This is a genomic window from Galbibacter sp. PAP.153 (assembly GCF_037029175.1).
Taxonomy (GTDB): domain Bacteria; phylum Bacteroidota; class Bacteroidia; order Flavobacteriales; family Flavobacteriaceae; genus Galbibacter; species Galbibacter pacificus.
In genome coordinates this window covers 21,112-42,589 of the sequence record NZ_JAZEUN010000032.1, presented here as the reverse complement: position 1 = coordinate 42,589, position 21,478 = coordinate 21,112, and the positions used below count along the sequence as shown (strand labels likewise).

Annotated in this window: 17 protein-coding genes; 6 read left to right on the top strand and 11 right to left on the bottom strand. The window is 38.7% G+C overall.

Going from position 1 to position 21,478, the window contains the following annotated elements:
* The first annotated feature begins 121 nt into the window (after positions 1–121).
* Genes UXI14_RS16700 through nadD form a run of 3 tightly spaced genes read left to right on the top strand, consistent with a single transcriptional unit; the run spans position 122 to position 2,227 of the window.
* Positions 122–994, top strand: coding sequence for a YicC/YloC family endoribonuclease (locus UXI14_RS16700; RefSeq protein WP_335967132.1), 873 nt, complete (start codon positions 122–124; stop codon positions 992–994).
* A gap of 46 nt (positions 995–1,040) precedes the next feature.
* Positions 1,041–1,640 carry a guanylate kinase gene (gmk, locus tag UXI14_RS16695; RefSeq protein WP_335967131.1) on the top strand — a complete coding sequence of 200 codons (600 nt, stop codon included), beginning with the start codon at positions 1,041–1,043 and terminating at the stop codon, positions 1,638–1,640.
* Positions 1,640–2,227, top strand: coding sequence for a nicotinate (nicotinamide) nucleotide adenylyltransferase (gene nadD, locus UXI14_RS16690; RefSeq protein WP_335967130.1), 588 nt, complete (start codon positions 1,640–1,642; stop codon positions 2,225–2,227). The genes gmk and nadD overlap by 1 nt, the downstream gene beginning before the upstream one ends.
* A 7-nt stretch (positions 2,228–2,234) precedes the next feature.
* Here the strand turns inward: nadD and lysM are convergent, their stop codons facing one another.
* Positions 2,235–2,732, bottom strand: coding sequence for a peptidoglycan-binding protein LysM (lysM, locus tag UXI14_RS16685; protein ID WP_335967129.1), 498 nt, complete (start codon positions 2,730–2,732; stop codon positions 2,235–2,237).
* Between the two features lie 399 nt (positions 2,733–3,131).
* Here lysM and UXI14_RS16680 point away from each other — a divergent pair, with 399 nt between their 5' ends.
* Positions 3,132–4,133 carry an NAD(P)H-dependent glycerol-3-phosphate dehydrogenase gene (locus UXI14_RS16680; protein WP_277900407.1) on the top strand — a complete coding sequence of 334 codons (1,002 nt, stop codon included), beginning with the start codon at positions 3,132–3,134 and terminating at the stop codon, positions 4,131–4,133.
* 29 nt (positions 4,134–4,162) lie between these two features.
* Here the strand turns inward: UXI14_RS16680 and UXI14_RS16675 are convergent, their stop codons facing one another.
* The 8 genes from UXI14_RS16675 to UXI14_RS16640 all read right to left on the bottom strand — a co-directional run bounded on the left by UXI14_RS16675 (position 4,163) and on the right by UXI14_RS16640 (position 16,652).
* A complete protein-coding gene (locus tag UXI14_RS16675; RefSeq protein WP_335967128.1) occupies positions 4,163–4,462 on the bottom strand; it encodes a helix-turn-helix transcriptional regulator in 300 nt (99 codons plus the stop codon).
* A gap of 5 nt (positions 4,463–4,467) precedes the next feature.
* Entirely contained in the window at positions 4,468–4,803 is a 336-nt protein-coding gene (locus tag UXI14_RS16670; protein ID WP_335967127.1) for a type II toxin-antitoxin system RelE/ParE family toxin, read from the bottom strand.
* 103 nt (positions 4,804–4,906) lie between these two features.
* Positions 4,907–5,365 carry an SRPBCC domain-containing protein gene (locus tag UXI14_RS16665; protein ID WP_335967126.1) on the bottom strand — a complete coding sequence of 153 codons (459 nt, stop codon included), beginning with the start codon at positions 5,363–5,365 and terminating at the stop codon, positions 4,907–4,909.
* Positions 5,366–5,424: 59 nt separating this feature from the next.
* The gene (locus tag UXI14_RS16660; protein WP_335967125.1) at positions 5,425–5,769 is read right to left on the bottom strand and encodes a cupin domain-containing protein; all 345 of its coding nucleotides are present in this window, start codon (positions 5,767–5,769) and stop codon (positions 5,425–5,427) included.
* A 41-nt stretch (positions 5,770–5,810) separates the two neighbouring features.
* Positions 5,811–7,466: a glycerol-3-phosphate dehydrogenase/oxidase gene (locus tag UXI14_RS16655; RefSeq protein WP_335967124.1), complete on the bottom strand. Its 1,656-nt coding sequence runs from the start codon at positions 7,464–7,466 to the stop codon at positions 5,811–5,813.
* Between the two features lie 78 nt (positions 7,467–7,544).
* The gene (gene pbpC, locus UXI14_RS16650) at positions 7,545–9,923 is read right to left on the bottom strand and encodes a penicillin-binding protein 1C (RefSeq protein WP_335967123.1); all 2,379 of its coding nucleotides are present in this window, start codon (positions 9,921–9,923) and stop codon (positions 7,545–7,547) included.
* 35 nt (positions 9,924–9,958) lie between these two features.
* Positions 9,959–15,490: an MG2 domain-containing protein gene (locus UXI14_RS16645; RefSeq protein ID WP_335967122.1), complete on the bottom strand. Its 5,532-nt coding sequence runs from the start codon at positions 15,488–15,490 to the stop codon at positions 9,959–9,961.
* A gap of 94 nt (positions 15,491–15,584) precedes the next feature.
* Positions 15,585–16,652, bottom strand: coding sequence for an isoaspartyl peptidase/L-asparaginase (locus UXI14_RS16640; protein ID WP_335967120.1), 1,068 nt, complete (start codon positions 16,650–16,652; stop codon positions 15,585–15,587).
* Positions 16,653–16,818: 166 nt separating this feature from the next.
* Between UXI14_RS16640 and UXI14_RS16635 the strand changes: the two genes are divergently transcribed.
* Positions 16,819–17,298, top strand: a complete 480-nt coding sequence (locus tag UXI14_RS16635) for a CAP domain-containing protein (protein WP_335967119.1) — start codon at positions 16,819–16,821, stop codon at positions 17,296–17,298.
* 100 nt (positions 17,299–17,398) lie between these two features.
* Positions 17,399–17,941, top strand: coding sequence for a 3-hydroxyanthranilate 3,4-dioxygenase (locus tag UXI14_RS16630; RefSeq protein WP_335967118.1), 543 nt, complete (start codon positions 17,399–17,401; stop codon positions 17,939–17,941).
* A 25-nt stretch (positions 17,942–17,966) separates the two neighbouring features.
* Here the strand turns inward: UXI14_RS16630 and UXI14_RS16625 are convergent, their stop codons facing one another.
* Positions 17,967–19,001, bottom strand: a complete 1,035-nt coding sequence (locus UXI14_RS16625; protein ID WP_335967117.1) for a PepSY-associated TM helix domain-containing protein — start codon at positions 18,999–19,001, stop codon at positions 17,967–17,969.
* A gap of 15 nt (positions 19,002–19,016) precedes the next feature.
* Positions 19,017–21,362 carry a TonB-dependent receptor gene (locus UXI14_RS16620; protein ID WP_335967116.1) on the bottom strand — a complete coding sequence of 782 codons (2,346 nt, stop codon included), beginning with the start codon at positions 21,360–21,362 and terminating at the stop codon, positions 19,017–19,019.
* Between the last annotated feature and the right edge of the window lie 116 nt (positions 21,363–21,478).

The window sequence follows — 21,478 nt, the reverse complement described above, 5'->3', positions numbered from 1 at the left end:
GCAAAAGCGTGGTTTTTTTGTTTTTGAACAGGGTTGTTGCCCATATTGCAGAACATCAGGTTTTTTCGGGTTTTTAAAACTTATACTATTTCGTACTTTTGCCTATCGATAAAAGACAAACATGATACAATCAATGACCGGTTTTGGGAAGAACGTTATTCAGCTTCCTTCAAAAAAAATCACCGTAGAGTTAAAATCGCTTAACAGTAAAAATCTGGACCTTAATGCAAGAATCCCTTCGTCATATAGGGAAAAAGAGTTAGAACTTAGAAACATTATTGCCAATAGCCTTGTGCGTGGCAAGATTGATTTTAGCCTGTATGTTGAAATAACGGGAGAGTCGTCCAATTCTCAAGTAAACATAAATGTTGTAAAAGAATACATAGCACAATTGAGAAACGTAAACCCAGCGTCTTTTACCGAAAAAGATGAAATTGAATTGTTGAAAATGGCCGTTAGAATGCCGGATGCCCTAAAAGCAGACCGCGATGAAATTGACCAAGAAGAATATGACGAAATAAAAAAAGCACTTCTGGAGGCCTTAAAAGAAATTAACACATTTCGTTCTCATGAAGGTGCCGTGCTGGAAAAGGACTTTATCGTCCGTGTGGAAAGTATCTTGTCACTGCTTAAAAAAGTAGAAGAAATAGACCCCGAACGTTTGGTACATGTTAGGGAGCGCCTGGAAAAAGCAGTTGCCGATTTAAAAGAGAACGTGGATGAGAACCGTTTTGAGCAGGAATTGATTTATTATCTTGAAAAATTTGATATTACCGAAGAAAAAGTACGCTTGGCAAACCACTTGGACTACTTTTTGCAGACCATAGACTCAAAAGATTCCAATGGTAAAAAATTGGGCTTTATAAGCCAGGAAATAGGCAGGGAGATTAACACCATTGGGTCCAAGGCCAATTATGCCCCCATGCAACAATTGGTAGTACAAATGAAGGATGAGTTGGAAAAAATAAAAGAGCAAATGCTCAATGTGTTGTGAAAAACAGTTAACAGGTATTTTTTCATTAAAAAACAAAAAACATTCTATGCAAGATAAAACCGGCAACGAAGGGAAACTTATTATTTTTTCAGCTCCTTCCGGAAGTGGAAAAACCACTATTGTTAGGCATTTACTTAATTACCCAGAGCTGAATTTGAAATTTTCTATTTCGGCCACGTCAAGAGCGCCAAGGGGCGAAGAGAAAGAGGGGGAAAATTATTATTTTTTATCGGCCAGAGAATTTAAAGACCATATAAAAAACGACGATTTTCTGGAATGGGAAGAAGTCTACAGGGATAATTTTTACGGAACACTTAAAAGTGAAGTAGAACGTATCTGGGCCGAAGGAAAGAATGTGATTTTTGATATTGACGTAGCGGGTGGCTTACGCATAAAAAGGAAATTTCCAGCACAAACCCTGGCGGTATTTGTAAAACCACCAAGCGTGGACGAACTGAAAATAAGGCTTAAAAAGCGAAAAACCGAAAGCGACGATAAAATAAATATGCGTATTGCAAAAGCATCGGTAGAATTGGCCACGGCACCACAATTTGATGAAATTATCAAGAATTACGACCTGGATACCGCAAAACAAGAGGCTTACAACCTAGTTGCTAATTTTATAGGACTAAATAAAAAAGATTAATGCAAAAAAAGGTGGGGCTTTATTTTGGAACTTTTAACCCAATTCACATTGGGCACTTGGCCATTGCCAACCATATGGCAGAGTTTAGTGACCTGGACGAAGTATGGTTGGTGGTAACGCCCCATAACCCGTTGAAAAAGAAAAATACCCTGCTCGACAATCACCATAGGTTTGAACTGGTATACCGGGCAACCGAAACTTACGATAAGTTAAAACCATCTGATATAGAATTTGGTTTGCCGCAACCCAATTATACGGTAAACACACTTGCTTATTTAGACGAAAAATATCCCGATTATGCCTTTTGCTTGATTATGGGCGAAGATAATTTGAGGACCTTTCATAAATGGAAAAATTACGATGTAATTCTTGAGCGCTACCAAATGTATGTTTATCCCAGAATTAATAAGGTTGGCGAGCCAGAAAGCAAGTTTGATAACCATTCTAAAATAAAAAAAGTGGAAGCCCCGATCATGGAGATATCATCCACTTTTATTCGTAATGCCATTGCCAATGGAAAGAACATTAGGCCTCTTTTAAACACCAAAGTTTGGGAATATATAGACCAAATGAACTTTTACAGATAGGCTATTTTTATCCTTCTATATGGGGAATTCTTAATACTTGACCGGGATAAATTTTATCTGGGTCTGTAAGCATTGGTTTGTTTGCTTCAAAAATAACGGGATATTTCATGGCGTTCCCGTAAAACTTCTTGGCAATCTTACTCAATGAATCCCCGCTTTCAACGGTATGGAATTGTGCTTCGGGCTCTGTGTTTTCAACTTCCATCTGGTCGTCCACAACGGCAATTCCCGCGCTGTTCCCTACAACAAGGATTACTTTTTCTTTTGTGCTTTGGTCATAGGCCCTTCCCGTTACGGTTGCGGTATCTCCGGTAATGGAAATATTAAGGTTTTCAACCTTTAAATCTAGGTCGTTTATGGTTTCTGAAAGGCCCGCTGCTGCTTTTGCATTTGCAGCCTTAATGGCAGCTTCTTTATTTGCGGCGGCTTCCGCAGCTTCTTCAGCAGAAGTTTTACCCCCAAAGATTTTTGCACCTGCATCTTTAATAAATGAAAATAATCCCATAGTTTTTATTTTTTATAATGTGAAAGTTAATAACTATGAATTTACGAAAATTTTCATATTCAAACAAGATGCATGCGTTAATTAAACTATAAGAAAATACTTTTGGGCATTTCTTTGCCGAAGAAAAATAAAAAACCGCTTTTTCATTTTTGGAAAAAGCGGTTTTTTCAAAATAACCAACCAAAAAAATCAACTAACCTAACTTAATTTTTATACCAATATAACGGGAAGTTCCCGTGCTTCATTGTATTTTAAATCATAATCTATTGTTAAAGCAGGATTTATGCATATGCTTGGTAAACAAGATCAAAAAATAAAACAGTAACTTATTGATAATCAAATAATAATATCTTGTTTTAAAAATTAGTTACATTTGGCGTCAAATTGAATGCAAAAAGTATGGACAATACTATAAAAGTGGCTGTTTTGGGTGGTGGTAGTTGGGCTACGGCACTCGTTAAAATGTTGTGTGAAAATCTGGATGAAGTTGGTTGGTACATGCGGAGTTCGTATGTTAAAGACCATATTTTAAAACAACAGCACAACCCTAATTATTTAAGTTCTGTCGAGTTTGACACTAAAAAGCTCAAACTTAGCAATACCATAAATGCCACGGTTGAATATGCAGATTATTTAATCTTTGCCATTCCTTCTGCTTTTTTAAATGAAGAGCTTAGCAAATTGTCGGTCTCATTGGAGGGAAAAGTTATATTTTCGGCAATTAAAGGGATTGTTCCCGAAAGCGGATTGATAGTCGGCGAATATTTTCACGACCTGTACAATGTGCCATTTAATAATATTGGTATTATTACGGGGCCGTGCCATGCCGAAGAGGTTGCCCTGGAAAGGCTTTCGTACTTAACCGTAGCTTCTTCTGATGAGAAAGTGGCCAAGGAAATGGCCAATAGGCTTTCCGGGCCCTACATAAAAACAAAGATCAGCGATGATATTATAGGGACCGAATATGCCGCGGTACTTAAAAATATCTATGCCATTGCTGCGGGAATTGCCCATGGGTTGGGTTATGGCGATAATTTTCAAGCACTTTTAATGAGCAATGCCATACGGGAAATGAAACGGTTTATTAAACGTATCCATAAAATGAAGCGTAACATAAACAATTCGGCTTATTTAGGGGATCTTTTGGTAACTGGATATTCGGTTTTTAGCAGAAATAGAATGTTTGGCAACATGATAGGCAAAGGCTATACCGTAAAAAGTGCCATGATGGAAATGAATATGGTTGCAGAAGGTTATTATGCTACCAAAAGTGCACATATTATTACATCTAAACAAAAGCGAAAATCTAAAACGCCCATAATCGATGCCGTTCATGCTGTTTTATACGAAGGAAAAGACCCAAAAAAGACTTTTTTGAAACTTACCGAAAAGCTGGATTAATATGCTAATCTTTATAGGGGGGCTGTACATTACAGAAAAGTGAATCCGATTTTTCGGTTCAATCCCTGTTCAAAAATTCGGATTAATGTTGAAAGCTGGATGTTCCCTTTTCCATTTTCAAGTTTGGAAATGTAACTTTTTTTTGTTCCAGCTCTTTCTGCCAATTGTTCTTGTGTAAGTTTCGCTTCTTTGCGTGCGGCTTTCAGCATTTCGCTCACAATAAACATTTGCGCACCTTCTTCGTATTTGTTTCGGCTTTCTGTTCCGATTTTTCCGTGCTCAAGCTCAATTAGTTCGTTAAATGTTCTTATCTTTTTATATTTTTGCATAGCCATTATTTTTTGTTATAGAAGTAATCTTTCATTAATTGTCTTGCTTTGTCAATTTCTTTTTGCGGTGTCTTTTGGGTCTTTTTTTGAAACCCGTTGAAAAGAACTACAAGTTGTCCTTCGTCAAAACAGCAGAAAATACGATAGATGTTCGATTGGTATTCAATTCGGATTTCATAGAGTCCGTTAGTTCCTGTCAAATGTTTTAAAAACTTCTCTGGAACTCGGTCAACTTGTTTAATCAACTCAAAAACGTATTGAATTTTCCCTTTTACTTTTTGATCTTGCTTTTGGTAAAACTCAATAAAGTAGTTTTTGTAGAAGATTATATTTCTATTCATTTTAACAAAGTTATCTCAGAAGATAACATTTTACAAGTTTTGGAGCAATTATTTCTCTCTGGTTTAGAGAAAAGTTGGTTCAATCCCTGTTCAAAAATTCCGCTTATCTCTCGCAGTACTTTTTAAAGATATTCAAAATATAATCCCAACCTTGTTTCCCACCCATCATTTTCCGGTAATTTTCAGCACCGTTCCCGTGATTTTCAAAATTCCGATGTACAAATTTCATTATTGTCACGTCATCAATTTCTTTAAATAATATTTTAAGCTCGCTTGCCTTTTCTGGGTCTGGAATTGGTTCGCGTTTGGGACCTATTTGCCATTTCAACCTTATTTCTTTGTTTTCGGTTAATTTTATAACTCGTCCCCAATCAGAACGAAACCCATGAGGGCCAATTTCAGTACAAAGTCCGTCCACTTTATCGTCGATCGTAATTTCTTTTAACTTGTCCCGAGACCATGTATATTCCCTTGGCCACCATTCGTTAAAATCGTTCAAAAATTTTTGGAAGGCTTTATCTTTTGTAATTTGAATTTTTAATTCTTTGATTATTTTTTCCATTTCAATCGATTCATTTTTGAAGGAGTTAATATGCTATTTTAGCTTGTTGCGGTATTTTTTTATTCATCTATGTCGTATCTGTCTCCACGAGTTGTCGGTTCAGAAATTACTATAAACGCTAAATTTTCTGATTGATCATTCCGTATACGGTGTTTTGTTTTCGGGGGGATGTATATTCCTTCTCCATTTTGTACTTCTATTGTTTCATTTTCTATTTCGAAAGTTGCCTTTCCGCTTAAAATTCTAAAAAATTGCTGGGAATTATTATGATAATGTTTTTTCTCCTGAGTGTTCGGTGGCATGGATTCCTCAATTACACTTAGACTTTGGGACTTTACCAAATGCCATCCGCTACAATTTTCTCCCCAAAAATAATGTTCGCTATTTTCTTTAGTTTTTTTCATTTGGAAGTTTTTAAAATGCACCACAACCACCGTATATATAATTAATTGCTCACAATAGAATGTTTTTTTATGAGGTTATTAATTTCAATTCTATAATTGTTTATGGTTTCATCAGTTGCGTTAAAAAGCCGCTGATATTCTTCGAGAATTACCGGCAAATAGGTTTTTACGCTTTCTATGTTAAAATACAAACGGCCGGTCCTGCGGATAAAAAAATCCAGCGGATTTTGTAAAAGCTCATATTTTGCGGTAAAGGTAAATTCGGCTTTTATCATTTTTGACCAAGGGTCATTATCTAAAAAAGTACGATAATATTCCAAAATTTCACCGCATTGTTTTCCGTATATGGAAACCAGGTAATTTATATCGCTTTTTGTAAACCCATCGCTGGCAAGTTGCTTTTCAAGTATTTTTTTGTATTGCGTTACTTCGGTATAATTTTTCCAGGGGCCACCGCAGAGGGAAATACTGTCGGTAGTACATTTTTTAATTTTTTGTTTGCTGTCTTCTTCAATTCTTTTGGCAATTTTATCAACGGCCCTTTCTGCCATTTTTCGGTATCCGGTAAGTTTTCCGCCGGCAATACTGACCAAACCTGTTGAGGATACAAATATTTCGTCTTTTCTGGACAGTTCAGAAGGCGATTTTCCATCCTCATGGATAAGTGGCCGCAACCCCGCCCAAGACGATTCTATATCGTTTAGGGTTAAATTAATTTCTGGAAACATATGGTTTACAGCTTCGATAAGGTATAATGCATCGGCAATATCTGGAAACACTTCGTTTTTGTCTTCGGTATAATTGGTATCTGTTGTTCCCACATAGGTAATTTTTCCACGGGGAATGGCAAAAATCATTCGTCCGTCGGGGACATCGAAATAAATGGATTGCTTTACGGGGAGTTTTTCGTGTGGAAATACCAAATGGATGCCCTTGGTAAGATGCAAGCTATCTCCTTTTTTCGAGTTATTCATTAATCGTACATCATCTACCCAAGGGCCTGTTGCATTGATGACATATTTTGAACGGATGTTATATTTTTTGCCATTAATGGCATCGGTTACGCAAACGCCTTTTACAAGCTTATCTTCATACAAAAAATCATCCACTTTAGTATAATTAATAGCCGTTGCGTTATATTGAAGCGCTGTTTTAATGTTTTCCAGTGTAAGCCGTGCATCATCTGTTCTATATTCGGCATAATAACCGGCGCCTTTAAGTATTTTTTTGGGAAGTAAGGGTTCTAGTGCCAGTGCTTCTTTTTTATCGAGCATTTTTCTTTGGTCGTCGTCCTCTACTTGGGCGAGGATGTCGTAAACTTTCAATCCGATGGAAGTGAGCCATTTTCCGTAAGACCCCTTTTCTACTAGCGGAAGCAGCATTTTTTCGGGAATTACCAAATGGGGCGCCAAATTATGCACAACGGCACGTTCGGTACCTACTTCCCTTACCAGCCAAAAGTCGAATTGTTTTAAATAGCGTAACCCGCCATGAATAAGTTTGGTAGATTTACTGCTGGTTCCAGAGGCAAAATCATCTTTTTCTACCAATGCAGTTTTAAGTCCGCGGGAAGCAGCGTCCAACAATATGCCTGCTCCGGTTATCCCGCCTCCAATAACGATGAGGTCGAAAGTGGTGTTTTGTATGGTAGAAACAATTTTATCTCTATCGAGATTGGAGAAGCTTTTAGCTTTCATTTACAGTTTTTTACGGTATGAAAGTTACAAATTTTTGCGCACTATACGTGTTTCAATAAGTGGTGGAAAAGAAAGTTTTTATGTTCTATCGACTTCAATAGAAATGCTTTTTTCGTTCCCAAAAGAGTCTATAACGGTTATTGTATGTTTTCCGGGGGCAGGGAGTATTGCCACTTCGTGAAATGTTTTTGTTTCCCCAATATAGGTTTCGTCTAAATACCAAAATACAATGGCATTGCTTTTTGGGTGCGCAATCCTGCAAATAAGTTCGTTTGTCTTTCCTTTAAAATTTTTGGTAAGTACAATTTTGCTATGGTTTTTTGGGTATATAAAATCCAATAAATTTTCGTCGTTGTTTTGGCAACCAAATTTTACGGGCGGCAGGCTTTTATAATTGGCGTTGGTGTTTTTGTAATAATATTCCATTAACGGCGGAAGTTTAAACCATGGCTCTGTAATCATTTTTTCCATGGGATAGCAAGAAGCATTCACGCGAAATTGCCTTTGTTTGTCCAAATGTACCAGTTGGTGATAGGGGCAAACCTTAAACCTTGTGCCAAAATTGGGCACTTGTAGTTGTTTGGCCGGGCAGATGGGCGAGGCCAAAAAGCCGCTGTTCTGGCAAACGGTTACTTCTGTTAAGGCATCAAAAGGGGTTGTAAACCATGCGGTTTGTGGTAAAATGTCAAAAACGTCAAAAAGAATAGGGGCTGCGCTGTTGATGCCGGTTAATAATGGCCTGCCCTCACCATCGGCATTGCCAACCCAAATACCAACCGCATATTTTTTTGTAACTCCTATTGCCCATGCATCGCGGTTTCCGTAGCTGGTGCCTGTTTTCCATGCAATTTCTTTAGAAGAATCGAAAAACTCCCAGGCTTCATCGCCTTCGGGACGGTTTACCTCTTTTAGGGCATTTAAGGTTAAAAAGAAGCTGCCGGCATCAAAAACTGGTTTTTCCATTTGAAGCGTACCAAAATCTGCTTTTCCTTGCTGAAGGAATACTGGCTCTATAAATTCATTTGAATAATATTCACTGGATGTTCCGGTATAATGGTTTACCGTTGAAGCAATCCCGGCATAGGCCTTGCACAAATCCCACAAATTGCTTTCGGCCCCGCCCAGAATGAGGGATAGGCCATAATAATCGGCAGGTTTGTCAATGTCTTTTTGTTTAAAGGCATATAGTTGCTCCCTAAACTTATCCAATCCGTATTCCTGTAAAAGGCGAACCGCAGGGACGTTGAGCGATTTTGCCAATGCTTTTTTTGCTTGCACTGCCCCCGAATACTGCTCGTTATAATTTTTTGGGCTGTAACCTGCAATTTGTGTAGGTACGTCGGCAACCAAGGTGTTTGGCAACAATTCGCCGCTATCAAGCATGGCTGCATATAAAAAGGGTTTTAAAATGCTTCCCGTACTACGGGGTGCCTGAATTACATCTACATCTTTTTGATGCCTTTTGGTAGTGGGGGCATTGCCAACATAGGCAAGGACTTTTCGTGTTTCTATATCAAGGATTAAAACGCCAATATTGTATACCTGGTTTTGTTTGAGCACCTCGTAATGCCTTTTTACAATGTTATTTACCTGTTTTTGAAGCGTATAATTGATGCTTGACCTTAATTTTTTTCCTTTATATCTAGAGGAGGCGAATTGTAAAAAATGGGGGGCTTCTTGGGGCAAAGGATAAGGTTTTTGCGGAAGTACTTCGGTAATAGCTAAGCGGAATGTTAACGAGTCTATAATATTTTCTTGGTATAGTTTTTCTAATAACCGGTTTCTTTTTTTAAGCAACCGCTTTTTGTTTTTTCCGGGATAAATTAATGAAGGGGCATTTGGCAATACGGCCAATGTTGCACTTTCTGCCCAGGAAAGCCTACTTGGAGCCACCCCAAAATAACGCCAAGAAGCAACTTCCAGCCCTACCACATTTCCCCCAAATGGGGCATGTGCCGCATAGAGGTTTAAAATTTCATCTTTGGTATACTTTATTTCAAGGCGCGTAGCTTGTATCAACTCAATGAATTTTTCAAAATAGGTGCGCTGTTTTCCTTCCCGGGAAAGCCTAATAACTTGTTGGGTAAGGGTACTTCCGCCACGTACAATTTTTCCCGACTTTATATTGGCATACAGGGCTTTTGCAATAGATACCGGATTAAACCCGGGATGGCTGTAAAAATACCCGTCTTCAAACTGTATAATGCATTGTTTGAATTTTTCAGGTAGAGTGTCGCTTATCGGGAAGCGCCATTGCTCGTCATCGGCAATTCTGGCACCTAATAATTGACCATCTTCACTTTCTATAACCGTAGATGTGGAATCGGTAAAAAGTACTTTTGGAAGGCAAAAATAATAGCATACAAGCAAAACTATAACGGCAATACTTTTTATGCGATGCTTTACAAATAAAAATTTGCCAATATCGCTAAGAAGTTGTTTTATAAATGCCATCATTTTTTTAAGTTCAATTTCTTATTGCCAGCTGAATTTTATTGAACTACTTCTACCCATTTACCTTGTGTTCTTACCATAAAATCATTGTCGTACATAGCTTCGCATTGTATCCCCGGTAAATAGTACTTGCCTAAATATGATGCATTTAACAAAATACGGAATGTTTTACTTTCGTTCCCTTTGAGGTCAAAATAGAAATTGGAACGGTCGTCTCTTATATCGGTATAATTTGCATCGTTGTCGGCAAAAGAACCAAAGTCGGTAAAACGGGTGTTTACAATTTCCCATCCGCTAGGAAATATTTCTGTAAGGGCAACATCCTTTATGGCATCGCCCTTGGTATTGGTAATGGTTACCTCGGCAATAAAATTTGTGCCTTGTGTAAGTTTATCTATAGCAATGTTTTTACCATCGCGTCCTTTATATGCTACAATTGCTTTAAGGTTGCGTTGTTCTGTTTTTTCTTCCCCAACAGGGAGTTTTCCGGTAGAGATTACACGTACAAACAGGGTTCCGTCTTTTTTGTTTTCTATGTTGATGGGATTGCTTCCTTTATGGATTTCAAGTGCTCTGTTTGCCAATGCCTTTTCGGTTTCTACCTTATCGTTACTACCATTTACCGTAAATGATGCCGAAATGCCTTTTCCTCCTATATATTCGGCAAACTTAGCCATGGAAAGCAAACAATATGCTGTGGTTTGGGTGCTCATCCATTTTTGAGATGCCAGGTTCTTGGCCACGGTCTTGGCTATTTGCTGTGCTTCGTTTTTATTTTTAAGGAGCACAAGGGTTTCTAGTGCCATGGCTTCATTTCTTTCGGTAGAACCATATGTGTAATAATCGTATTTAACAGGCTCGAAGCTAATATTTGCCTCTTTAAAAATAGCTGTAGCTGCCTGTTGTTGGCCAATAAGGGCATATGCAGCTGCCAATCTATGCTTGGCTTCATTAGAGATGCTAGGTGTTTCCCGTAAGCGGTTCATGGAAGAAACGTCGGGGTTTCCTGCCAGGGCCAACGTATAAAGCCGGTATGCTTGGTTAAGGCTCGAGCTGTAATCGGAGTTTCGCCATTGTTTTGCCAGTTGTTGTTGGTATTGTGTCCATTTCGATTTAAAACCAATGGGAAGCACATATCCTTTTTGCTCGGCTTCCAACAAAAAATGTCCGGCATACGATGTTCCCCATTCATTGGCTTGGTTTTGTCCCATCCAATACGAGAAACCGCCATTTGGCAACTGGAAATTGCTCAACCTATTGATTGCTTTTTCAATATTTTGCTGAACTTTCTTTTTCTTATCAAAGGTCAAATCAAAAATATCGTTCAAATATAGTTGTGGAAAAACAGAAGACGTTGTCTGCTCGACACATCCGTGCGGGTATTGAATGAGGTATTGCAAACGGCCCGTGAAATTCATGGGCGGAAGCGTAGAAAATTCTATTTGTGCACTATTACTGCCATCAATCCCGAAAGTTTCTAGGTTAAATTCTTGTTTGGCACCTGCTTCTAAAGTGAGATCCTTTACGGAAGTTGTAAACGGATTTGGATTTACCACATCCAGTTCTAATTTATACGATGCCTTTTCTCCGTTGGAAGTGGCTTGGACCTCTACTTCGCCAATACCTGCAATTTGATTTACCTGTACATCAAAATAAACCATTTGTTCATCGGGCTGGCTAAAAGAAATGGTTTTACTGCTTTCGCCAATAATCTCATAAGCCTTATTCTTTTTAATGCTCACGGTTACATTTTTAATGTTTTTTTCCATGGCAAAAACCGTTACCGGTAAAGTAACTGTTTCTTTGGGCGTAATTTTTCTTGGTGCCGAAGCCAATACCATTAACGGTTTTTTTACAGGTGTTGTTTTTTCGGCAATTCCGTAGGCATTTTCACTAATATTTCCAGCAATTACCATTGTCCTTACCGAACCAATATATTTTGGAACGCTAATGGTATGTGTATTTGTTTCGCCTTCTTTTAACTGATAGGGGCCTAAATACACCACCATGGGTTTGAACCGGTTGGCTTTTTTGTTTTTTGCCCCAGCAGCCATGCCATCTCCACCAATACTGAAAATTTGATCGATACGGCCACCAAATGCACCAATAATATCATCGTATACATCCCAGGTTTTTACACCTAAAGCTTCCCGGGCAAAAAAGGTATCCCACGGATTTGGAGTTTTAAAACGGGTTAGGTCCAGCAGACCTTCGTCTACAACGGCAACGGTATATGTCATTGCCTTGTTGTTACTTTCGCCGACCTTAATTTTAAAACGTTCTTCCGGTTTCAAACTATTGGGCATGGTAATGGTAGGCTTTAAAATTGTTTCCGGGTTGTTAACCGTTATCGGGATTACACCATACATACGAATGGGGGCATCGTTTACCGTAGAAGCATGGGGTTGGATTAACGAAATGTGTATATAAATATTCGGGGTATATAATTCTTCAATCGGCAATTCAAATTTAGTTTCGTCTTTTTCAGGGATTACCCACATGGATTTAAGCACTTCGCTTCCGTTTTCTACGGTTACCAAAGCTCTACCGCCTTCACTTGAAGGAAAAGTAACCGTTGCTTTTTCCCCAACGTTGTAGGTATCTTTATCAGAAGAAAAAACAAGCATGGTTGCTGCTTCTGGGTCTTGGTTTTTAGATTTTCCCGCCCATCCCGGCCAATCAAAATAAACTGTTTCTCCAGTGGCATGACCACTTTCGGGGTCTTCTATGCGTACCAAATAGCGCCCCCATTCAGGATATTTTAATTCGAATTTAAAATTGGCTTTTCCATTGGCATCCGTATTTAATGTTGAGGTAAAAACTTCATCTTGGTAATTGCTTCCGTTGAAACTGGAGAGGTTATCTTCTGAAGTATCCCACCACCAGCGCCAGTCTATTTTATAGATGGACACTTTAATATTTTTTACTGCTTTTGGTTTTCCGTCTTTGTCAACGGTTGCCACTTCAAAAGTGTGTTTTTCATCTGTTAGGAGCATATTTCTTCTGGCATCGCCATCGGGAACCCTAAGGCCAACGTATGTGCTGTACGGAGAATAGGTTTTAGAAAATACGTCGGTACTAAAATCGCCTCCATCTTCATAAACTTTGGTAATAAAAGTGGTTTTAAGCATTCCGGGGGCTTTTCCTTTTAATTGTGGCACAAGGTTAAAGCTGGCTTTACCTTCGGCATTTATTTTGCTGTCAAAAACGGTCTGGTCTTCTGTATTGAACTTGCGCGTGGGGTCGTCAAAAACATAATTCGGGTACCCGTCAAAAGTAGTTTTTGTAGCGGTAAACCTTATTTGGATGTCACTTTTTAAATTTTTGGCAATGGCACCGTGCAACCATGTTATCGCCATGTTGCCGTTAATGGGTTTTTGCGGACTTAAAATTTCATCTTCAAAATCGACCTTTATTTTTAAGCGGTTTGGCTTGATGGTTTCAATTTTTAGGCTTTTAGAGAACGAGGCGCCTCCAACTTGTATTTTGGCCAGCCAATTTCCGGTTGGGGCATTGGGGCTGGTTACCACTTTGAAATTATAGAACCCGCCAATGCTACTGTTTTTTATTTCTTTATGGACAATTTTTCCATAAGGGTCGGTAAGCTCGAATTTTACCGGATGTGATGCTGGAATGGGGCTGTTTTTATCGTTCAGGATAAAATTAAGGAACAAGGTATCGCCAGGGCGCCATACACCACGCTCGCCATACATAAAACCTTTAAGCCCTTTTTGAAGCTCGGCACCCGAAACATCAAATTTACTTACCGATAAGGCGTTCCCGTCGTTTAGCTTAATGTATGTTTTTTGTTTGTTTCGTTCTGCAATTGCAAAATAGGCAGGAGTTTCGGAATCAAAAATAGAAGTTCCCGATGTTTCGGTAATTACGTACCCAATAGGCTGTTGCTGGTAATTGTAAAAGGTAACTTTGGTGCCTGGCAACGGATTTGTAGTTACAATATCATTGGCACTTACAAAATAACTTTCGTTTTTCCCCTTTTTCACGGTAAGGCCAATATCGCTGGCAATTACATTTGTTTTTATCGTTTTGTCGTAATAATAAGAATTGCTGCACGGATCTTCTCTTTCGTCCCAGTTATAATCGTAGTAATAATCATCGTAATAATAAGAATCGTCTGTGGGGTTCCATTGATTGGTGGAGGCCATTTCTTCATCAAAATCTTCAAAATCATTCAGTTCAAAAGATTCTTTGTCTTCGGGGTCTGTACATGAATAAGCGCTATATTTTCTTCCGAAGGAAAATTCTACGCGGTAAATGGCTCCTGGATCGGGGTTAATAAGCTCTCTTAAATCGATGGCATAAGCCCGCCAATTTCCGGTATTTTTGGTAAGGTTGCTCTGTAGCTGAAGGGCCTTTCTTGCAATTGGTCTTGCTACGCTCCTCAGATTTCCCGTACCGTTTAAGTCGTTATTCTGAAGAAACTGCAAGATATTGTTTTTGTATATTTTAATAACCGTAACATCTACCGCTTTTAGGTTTACGGCCTCAAAATTTATTTTTAAGTTATTTGAAGAAGGCAATATATTGCCACTGCTAAGAAGTCTTACTTGAGGTTTTAGCTGCTCGAAGGCAACTTTTTCGCTAAAAATGTTTTTTAGCTTGTAACCATCGGTACTTTCAATTCCTTGAAATACACTTAGGTTTACACTGCCTTTTATTTGCTGTTGTGGATATACCTTTAAAATATTGCCGTCGATAATAAATTTTAAATCGCCTGCATTTTCAAGCGTTACAAGCCCTTTTATATTTTGAGATTTTTTAAGCGGATCGGAAAAGTTTATTTCCAGATATTGGTTTTCGCCTTCATATGTATTTATGTCTATAATGGTGAAATTGTTTTTCCCGGGAATTTTAATTACTGCATCTCCTTTGTCATGGATTTTTACATTGTTGCCATCCCAATGGATATCGATTTCAGAATCTTCTTCGTAGCGTTGAATGCTGTCTACTTTAAAAGGGATTTGCGTTCCTTCTTTTACGGTTTCATCAAATTTAATGGTGAGTTCTTTGCCGTTTTGATAGGCCGTTACCAGGCTTTTGGCCGTTTTAAGGTCCATTACATCGCTACTGCGGAGGGTCCCGTTGAGGTATTGCCAATCTTTGTTGTACGACTGAAGATTGTCTGTGGTGATGTTAAATTGCTGTTTAAAGGTTTTTACCTTGAAAGTAAACGTTTCAAGGTCTGAAGGAATGTCGTCTATAAGCGATTCAAGGTCCAACGAAAAAGTATATTCGGTGTCTTGTTTAAAACCTTTTTCAGGAATAAAAGCAATGGTCTGGTTATTTAGGGCCATTACTTTTCCTTTGGTTTGTGGAGATACCTTTAAAATATCATCATCCAAGACCATATTGTCGTTTAGGCTGCTTACCGGATTTTTTAAAACTACGCGGACATCGCTTTTTGCCGAAATAATCCCCGGGGAAACGTCAGAGATATAGGCCCTGTACTTAAACAGGTTTTCTTTTTGTGCTTGGATGTCCTCTTTTTTGTTTTTACAGCCAATAAGTAAGATGGCCAATAGGAAGAAAAGTACTTTTTTGGTTGACATAAAAAATGCTTTGTATGAGGTAAAAGTACATCAGAATAAATAGTTTTACCCTCTAATTAATCGATTTTTTTATAAATGTTCTGTATGTTTTGCTTTATTCGCCATAAACCCCGATGTATAGTTCGCCTTTGGCATTCATAGTGGCGCGGTACATTCCGGCAGTATTAAACTCCATGGCCACATTTCCTTCATGGTCTATGGCAATAATGCCGCCATCGCCACCTAGTTCCGGCAATTTTTGCTGAATAACGGTTTGGGCGGCTTCCTGTAAACTTTTCCCGCCATATTCCATCATGGCAGAAATATCGTAAGCTACAACCCCACGAATAAAGTATTCGCCCCATCCGGTAGAAGAAATAGCGCATGTTTTATTGTTTGCATAGGTTCCCGCACCAATAATTGGTGAATCGCCCACGCGTCCCCAGCGCTTATTGGTCATTCCTCCAGTCGAAGTTCCAGCGGCAAGATTCCCATTTTTGTCCAATGCGGCACAGCCAACAGTCCCAAATTTTTCATCTTTAACATATGGGTCGTAAAAAGCAGTTTTGTCATCATGGTCAAGCGCTACTTTTTCTCTTTCCTGTGCCCGTTTTAAGGCTTTCATTCTGTTTTCGGTATAAAAATAAGAGGGGTCAACCAGCTCGATTCCCTGTTCTTTTGCAAATTGTTCGGCACCTTCCCTTGCAAACATTACATGGTCTGAATTTTCCATAACGGCCCTGGCCAGGTCGATAGGGTTTTTTACCGTGGTTACCCCGGCAACAGCTCCGGCGTTTAGGGTCTTGCCGTCCATAATGGAAGCGTCGAGCTCGTTTTTTCCATCATTGGTAAAGACAGCTCCTTTCCCGGCATTAAAAAGGGGTGAGTTTTCCAGAACATTGATGGTTTTTTGAACTGCATCAAGGCTGCTCCCGCCTTTTTCCAAAATAGCATAACCGGTTTTTATGGCTTCTTCCAATTTTGCTTTGTAGGCCGTTTCCATCGAATCGGTCATGTTTTTTTTCAAAATAGTACCGGCACCGCCGTGAATAACAATTCCGAAGTTACTTTTATTGCTTTCTTCGGTTGGGGCTGGGCTAGGTTTTTGAGTATTTGAAGGTGTTTTTTGGTTGCAGGACGAAAAAAACAATATCAGAAGAAAAAGAGTAGCAATATTTTTCATGAAACTTCGTTATATTTACGGTATTACGATACTAAAATAGTTTATTCCCAATTCTTTTCCCAACTTCATTACTTTTTCTTTTATAAGAATAATTTTAATTCTTTAAAGGAAATATGAGATTTTACGGCCCCTTTTCTGATACATGACCGTTTAAAACGTATCAGGTATGAAAAAATATTTTTTTGCAATATGCATTGTAATGTTGTCGTGCTCTAATGAAGAAGTAGGGGAATTGGAGCAGGAATATGTTACGGCCAACACCAATCCCGAGCATGAAGCCGCCGTTATCGATGAGGTAAACAAGTATAGAAACAAAGAAGGGTTGAACAGTTTGGAATACGATGCCAGTATTTATAAATATGCTGCCGAGCAAACCCAATATATGGTAAGTACCGGAAATATAAACCATAATAATTTTGAAGGTCGGGCAACACTTTTGTCAAAATCTACCCAAGCTGAAGCAGTCTCAGAGAATGTGGCCAAAAATTATCCGGATGCCCAATCGGTTGTGTTAGGTTGGATTTCCAGTGAAGGCCATCATAAAAATATAATTGGCAACTATACACATACGGCAGTTTCGGTTGCAAAAGATGCCAAAGGGACATTGTATTACACGCAGATTTTTTACAAATCGCCGTCCAAATAAAATCAATATCAAAAAAAGCAGGCGTTATTTTCTTTCTTAACGGGGAGTTGATTAATTTTAAATAAAATTCTTGTTGTTTAAATAATCAATGTTCAAAAAAATGGCTATCAAAAAACCTTTCAATTTAAATAAATGGGTAGAAGAAAACAGGGATTTGCTGAAACCGCCCGTGGGAAACAAAAACCTGTACAAAGAAGCCGATGACTATATCGTTATGGTGGTTGCCGGGCCAAATGCCCGTAAGGATTACCATTATAACGAAACCGAAGAGCTTTTCTATCAAATCGAGGGGAATATAGAAGTTCATGTACAGGACGGGGGTAAAAAGCACATAATGAAGCTTGGCCCGGGAGATATGTATCTGCACCCCGCTAAAGTACCGCATTCTCCCATACGCAAAGAAGGTTCCATTGGCCTTGTGGTAGAACGGAAACGAAAAGACCTCCATATTAAAGATGGGTTATTGTGGTATTGCGATAATTGCAACCATAAACTTTATGAGGTTTATTTTCCTTTAAACGACATTGAAAAAGATTTTTTAAAACATTTTAAGCATTTCTATAACGACAAATCTCTTAGGACCTGTGATAACTGTGGAACCGTAATGCCTGTTGACGAACGGTATGTGGTAGGAGAAGATTAGGTTTTTATACTTGCATCCAGACAGTTTATTGTTTTCTCCTGATATACCAAATAAAGTACCCTGTTATAGATAGAAAAGGGCCCGATAAACCAATAAAAGCATATAGTATTTTACCAAAAATCCCGGCATACTGACCAAAGTGTAAGGGTAAAATCATGCTGTTGAGCTTATATACTAATGGCTGTTCTTTGGTTTTTACAATTTGTTCAATGGCCCCGGTTGCATAATCTAATTGGATTTTGTTGTAGTACTGGCTATAAAAAAAAGGATCGTTGGCAAATGTTCCGTTTACGGTTATGGTCCCTTCTTTGGTCGATGGAAGCCGGATATAGGTGGCGTTAAAATCGGGAGTATTGTCTTGAATGTTTTTCAGTGATTTTTCTAAAGAAGCTGTTACTAAAGGCGGTGCTGGGGTTTTGGCCTTAACCATGCCAGACTGGACTACTTTATAGGCCAAAAATATTCCTGTTATCACTAAAATTAAATTCAATATTAGTGCCCAGACCCCAACGTACCTATGCATGGCAGAATAAAAAGAACGTTTGTTGGCAGTTTTGACCTTTGTTTTAAACAGCAATGTTTTTATAATTACTTTTCGGTACAATACAATGCCCGTGAGTATGGACAATAAAAAACATATGCCTGCAAACAAGACCAAAAACCTACCAATTAATCCAGAATGCAAGGAGTAATGGAGCTTTAAAAGCCATTTGGTAAAAAGGGCATTTTCGTCGATATTGCCTATTATGTTGCCTGTTTCCGGATGTACAAATACCAATCTTCTGGCGTCTGGGCGCCTTATATTAAAAACAATGGTTTCTCCTTTTTTAAAATGAATAATACGCGTATTCCATTTGGGAAATTCCTGTTGGATATTGGCAATGGCCAAATCGAGATGTAAAACATCTGATGAAGCATCAACTTTGTACTCTTTAAATGTTTTGGAATCGAAATCTTCGTTAAAAATTAAAATAGAACCGGTAATTCCTAGAATGCATAAGAAAATACCGGCTATAATTCCGAAAACAGAATGATATTTTAAAAGTACTCTGTTGTTCACAAAAGACGTTTTACATTAAAGGTTTACAGTTAAAGAAAGATTGAACTGCGTTCCGTTGGCTTTTATGTAATCTCCGTCCCTCGCGGCCCATTGAGCTATTAAATTGTAATAATCTTCGTTGAATAAATTTCTTATACCCAGCCCTATTTTGGTTGAAGGAGTTAGCTGGTAATGCGAGGTTAGGTTTACAATATTAAAACTTTCCACTGAACCTTTTCCGTAGGTATAATCTCCGTTATCGTTTGGGTCAAATTTATTTCTATCACCGCTGTAGATATAAGATAGTCTTACATCAAATTTGTTTTGCCAATTGTAAGCCAGATAAGTTACGGTCTTTATGGGTGGTATTCTGTCGCCGCCCATGTATGTGTTGTAATTTCCATTGTCTTGGCTGTCAATTTTACCTTCGGTATACGATACGGAAGTACCAAAATCCAGATTTCGTAGCAATTCGGTGTCCAAGGCAAGTTCAAACCCATAAACTTTTTCGGGCTGACGTAAAATTTCAAAAGCACCGCTTTCGGTTTCGCTGTATGTTGAGCCTAAATCGGAGGTGCTTATAAAATATGCACCGCTTAAGCGGGTTTTCCCTAACCGGCTATTAAAGCCAACTTCGTAATTGTTGGCAATAACGGCTTCAGAATTAATCTGACTAACCGTATTTTCGGTGGCAGAGCGCAAAGTTCTGCCCAGGTCGGCTATAGAAAAACTCTGCGAAAAGCTAACAAACGGTTTAAAAACAGACCATTTGTTGTATTTTAATCCAACATTAAATGTTGTTGCGTTATAATCCAGTTCACCGCCTTCAATAGCCACGCCGCCACTGTTTGGCGTTGTCTCCCCAAGATTGTACCTTTCAAGGGTTATATAGCTCGGAATGTCTATTTTAATGTTTTCGAAACGGATTCCCGCCTTAAACACAAAGTTGCCATATAGGGTTTTTAATTGTGCATAAGGGGCAAGGTTTTTCATGTCCATTTCCGGAACCCATGCACGGCCATCGACCAGCAGTTGAGAAGTATTGTCGTTTAGTGCATCCAAGCCATACAATAAATCGCCAGTTACGCTTCCGAAGGCATAAGAGGTTTTAAAATTAAAACGGGCCCCTTTTTTAGTTGAAACAATACTGGATTGTCCGCCGTCGTACCCAAGATTGGGGTCGTAAAAACTATCGGTATACCCATAAACGGTTTTAAAATCCTGAAGATAAAGATTCAGCCTAAAATCAGTGTTCTTAAAAATCTGTTCATAATCATAGGTAAGTTGTACATTGTGGTTGTAACGATTTCCTTGGTCTTCGCCCGGGTCTTCGCCAAGTACACCAATTGTGGGGGTTACCCCATATTCTCCCAATTGGGCAATATATTGCGTGTCTTGATTGCTGCTGAAATAATTATACATCAACTCAATAGACTGTTTGTCTGTAATAGAATAATCTATCTTTCCAAACAAACTGTATTGGCTGGTTTCCCCCAAGCCGTAATAAGGAGACATAACTACTCCGTCCGAATCTTTGTAGACACCGGTCTGCCTAAAACTTCCGCTGGCAACATATTTTATTTTGTTGAGGTGGCCAGCAAAAGTTTGAGTAATGTTTGAGCCTACGGTATTGTCGATGTCTACCAACGAACCTTCTGCGCCAATGGTTGTCGTACTTTCAATTTTTTTCCCGGTTTTAGGTTTTTTCGTGATGTAATTTAAAATTCCGCCATCGGCACCATTCCCATAAATGGCGGTAGCTCCTTTTATAACCTCTATGCGTTCTATGGTGCTTGGGTCAATAGTATTAATGTCCCTGCCGCCCCTTCTTAAAGGCGTAGATTGCGGAATCCCATCTATTAGCACAAGCATGTTTCTACCCCTAAGCGTTTGGCCTACGTTACTGGTTTGGTTTGTGCTGAGTGCTATTCCTGGAATTTCGGTCAAAACATCGGCTACGCTATTACTGGTCTGGGCGAGGGTTTGTACTTGTCTGGAAGATAAAACTGAAACCGATGAAGGCACTTCGTCAAGTGTTTCGCGCGTCCTGTTGGAAGTAATTACAACTTCATTTAATTCTTCTAATGTTTCATTCAGTATTATGTTAAGTTCGAGTTTTGAAGAAGAAACAACATTTATTTTTTTACTGATGGTTTCATAACCTATGGCCGAAAACTGTAACGTATAACTTCCATCTTTGGGCAAAGCTATTTCGTAATCCCCATTATTACCTGTGGTTGTTCCCTTTTGTGTTTCCTTTACCAAAACAGATACATACGGAACGGAAATGTTATGTTCATCGGTTACATTTCCATTTACTATTGGCTGTTGGGCATAGCCTAAGCTAGCCATTAACAGACAAAGCAGGGCAAGATGTTTCATTGTTGTTTTTATTTAGATTGTTTTAAAATAAGGAGCAAAAATACTATCATTTATTAACCCGCCAAACCATTTATAAGTATTTTTGAAGGACAAGAAGAATTTTTTTACGGGCAAGT

Coding starts and splice junctions, on each gene's coding strand:
- UXI14_RS16700 (WP_335967132.1), top strand. CDS start 122: ATGATACAATCAATGACCGGTTTTGGGAAGAACGTTATTCAGCTTCCT.
- gmk (WP_335967131.1), top strand. CDS start 1,041: ATGCAAGATAAAACCGGCAACGAAGGGAAACTTATTATTTTTTCAGCT.
- nadD (WP_335967130.1), top strand. CDS start 1,640: ATGCAAAAAAAGGTGGGGCTTTATTTTGGAACTTTTAACCCAATTCAC.
- lysM (WP_335967129.1), bottom strand. CDS start 2,732: ATGGGATTATTTTCATTTATTAAAGATGCAGGTGCAAAAATCTTTGGG.
- UXI14_RS16680 (WP_277900407.1), top strand. CDS start 3,132: ATGGACAATACTATAAAAGTGGCTGTTTTGGGTGGTGGTAGTTGGGCT.
- UXI14_RS16675 (WP_335967128.1), bottom strand. CDS start 4,462: ATGCAAAAATATAAAAAGATAAGAACATTTAACGAACTAATTGAGCTT.
- UXI14_RS16670 (WP_335967127.1), bottom strand. CDS start 4,803: ATGAATAGAAATATAATCTTCTACAAAAACTACTTTATTGAGTTTTAC.
- UXI14_RS16665 (WP_335967126.1), bottom strand. CDS start 5,365: ATGGAAAAAATAATCAAAGAATTAAAAATTCAAATTACAAAAGATAAA.
- UXI14_RS16660 (WP_335967125.1), bottom strand. CDS start 5,769: ATGAAAAAAACTAAAGAAAATAGCGAACATTATTTTTGGGGAGAAAAT.
- UXI14_RS16655 (WP_335967124.1), bottom strand. CDS start 7,466: ATGAAAGCTAAAAGCTTCTCCAATCTCGATAGAGATAAAATTGTTTCT.
- pbpC (WP_335967123.1), bottom strand. CDS start 9,923: ATGATGGCATTTATAAAACAACTTCTTAGCGATATTGGCAAATTTTTA.
- UXI14_RS16645 (WP_335967122.1), bottom strand. CDS start 15,490: ATGTCAACCAAAAAAGTACTTTTCTTCCTATTGGCCATCTTACTTATT.
- UXI14_RS16640 (WP_335967120.1), bottom strand. CDS start 16,652: ATGAAAAATATTGCTACTCTTTTTCTTCTGATATTGTTTTTTTCGTCC.
- UXI14_RS16635 (WP_335967119.1), top strand. CDS start 16,819: ATGAAAAAATATTTTTTTGCAATATGCATTGTAATGTTGTCGTGCTCT.
- UXI14_RS16630 (WP_335967118.1), top strand. CDS start 17,399: ATGGCTATCAAAAAACCTTTCAATTTAAATAAATGGGTAGAAGAAAAC.
- UXI14_RS16620 (WP_335967116.1), bottom strand. CDS start 21,362: ATGAAACATCTTGCCCTGCTTTGTCTGTTAATGGCTAGCTTAGGCTAT.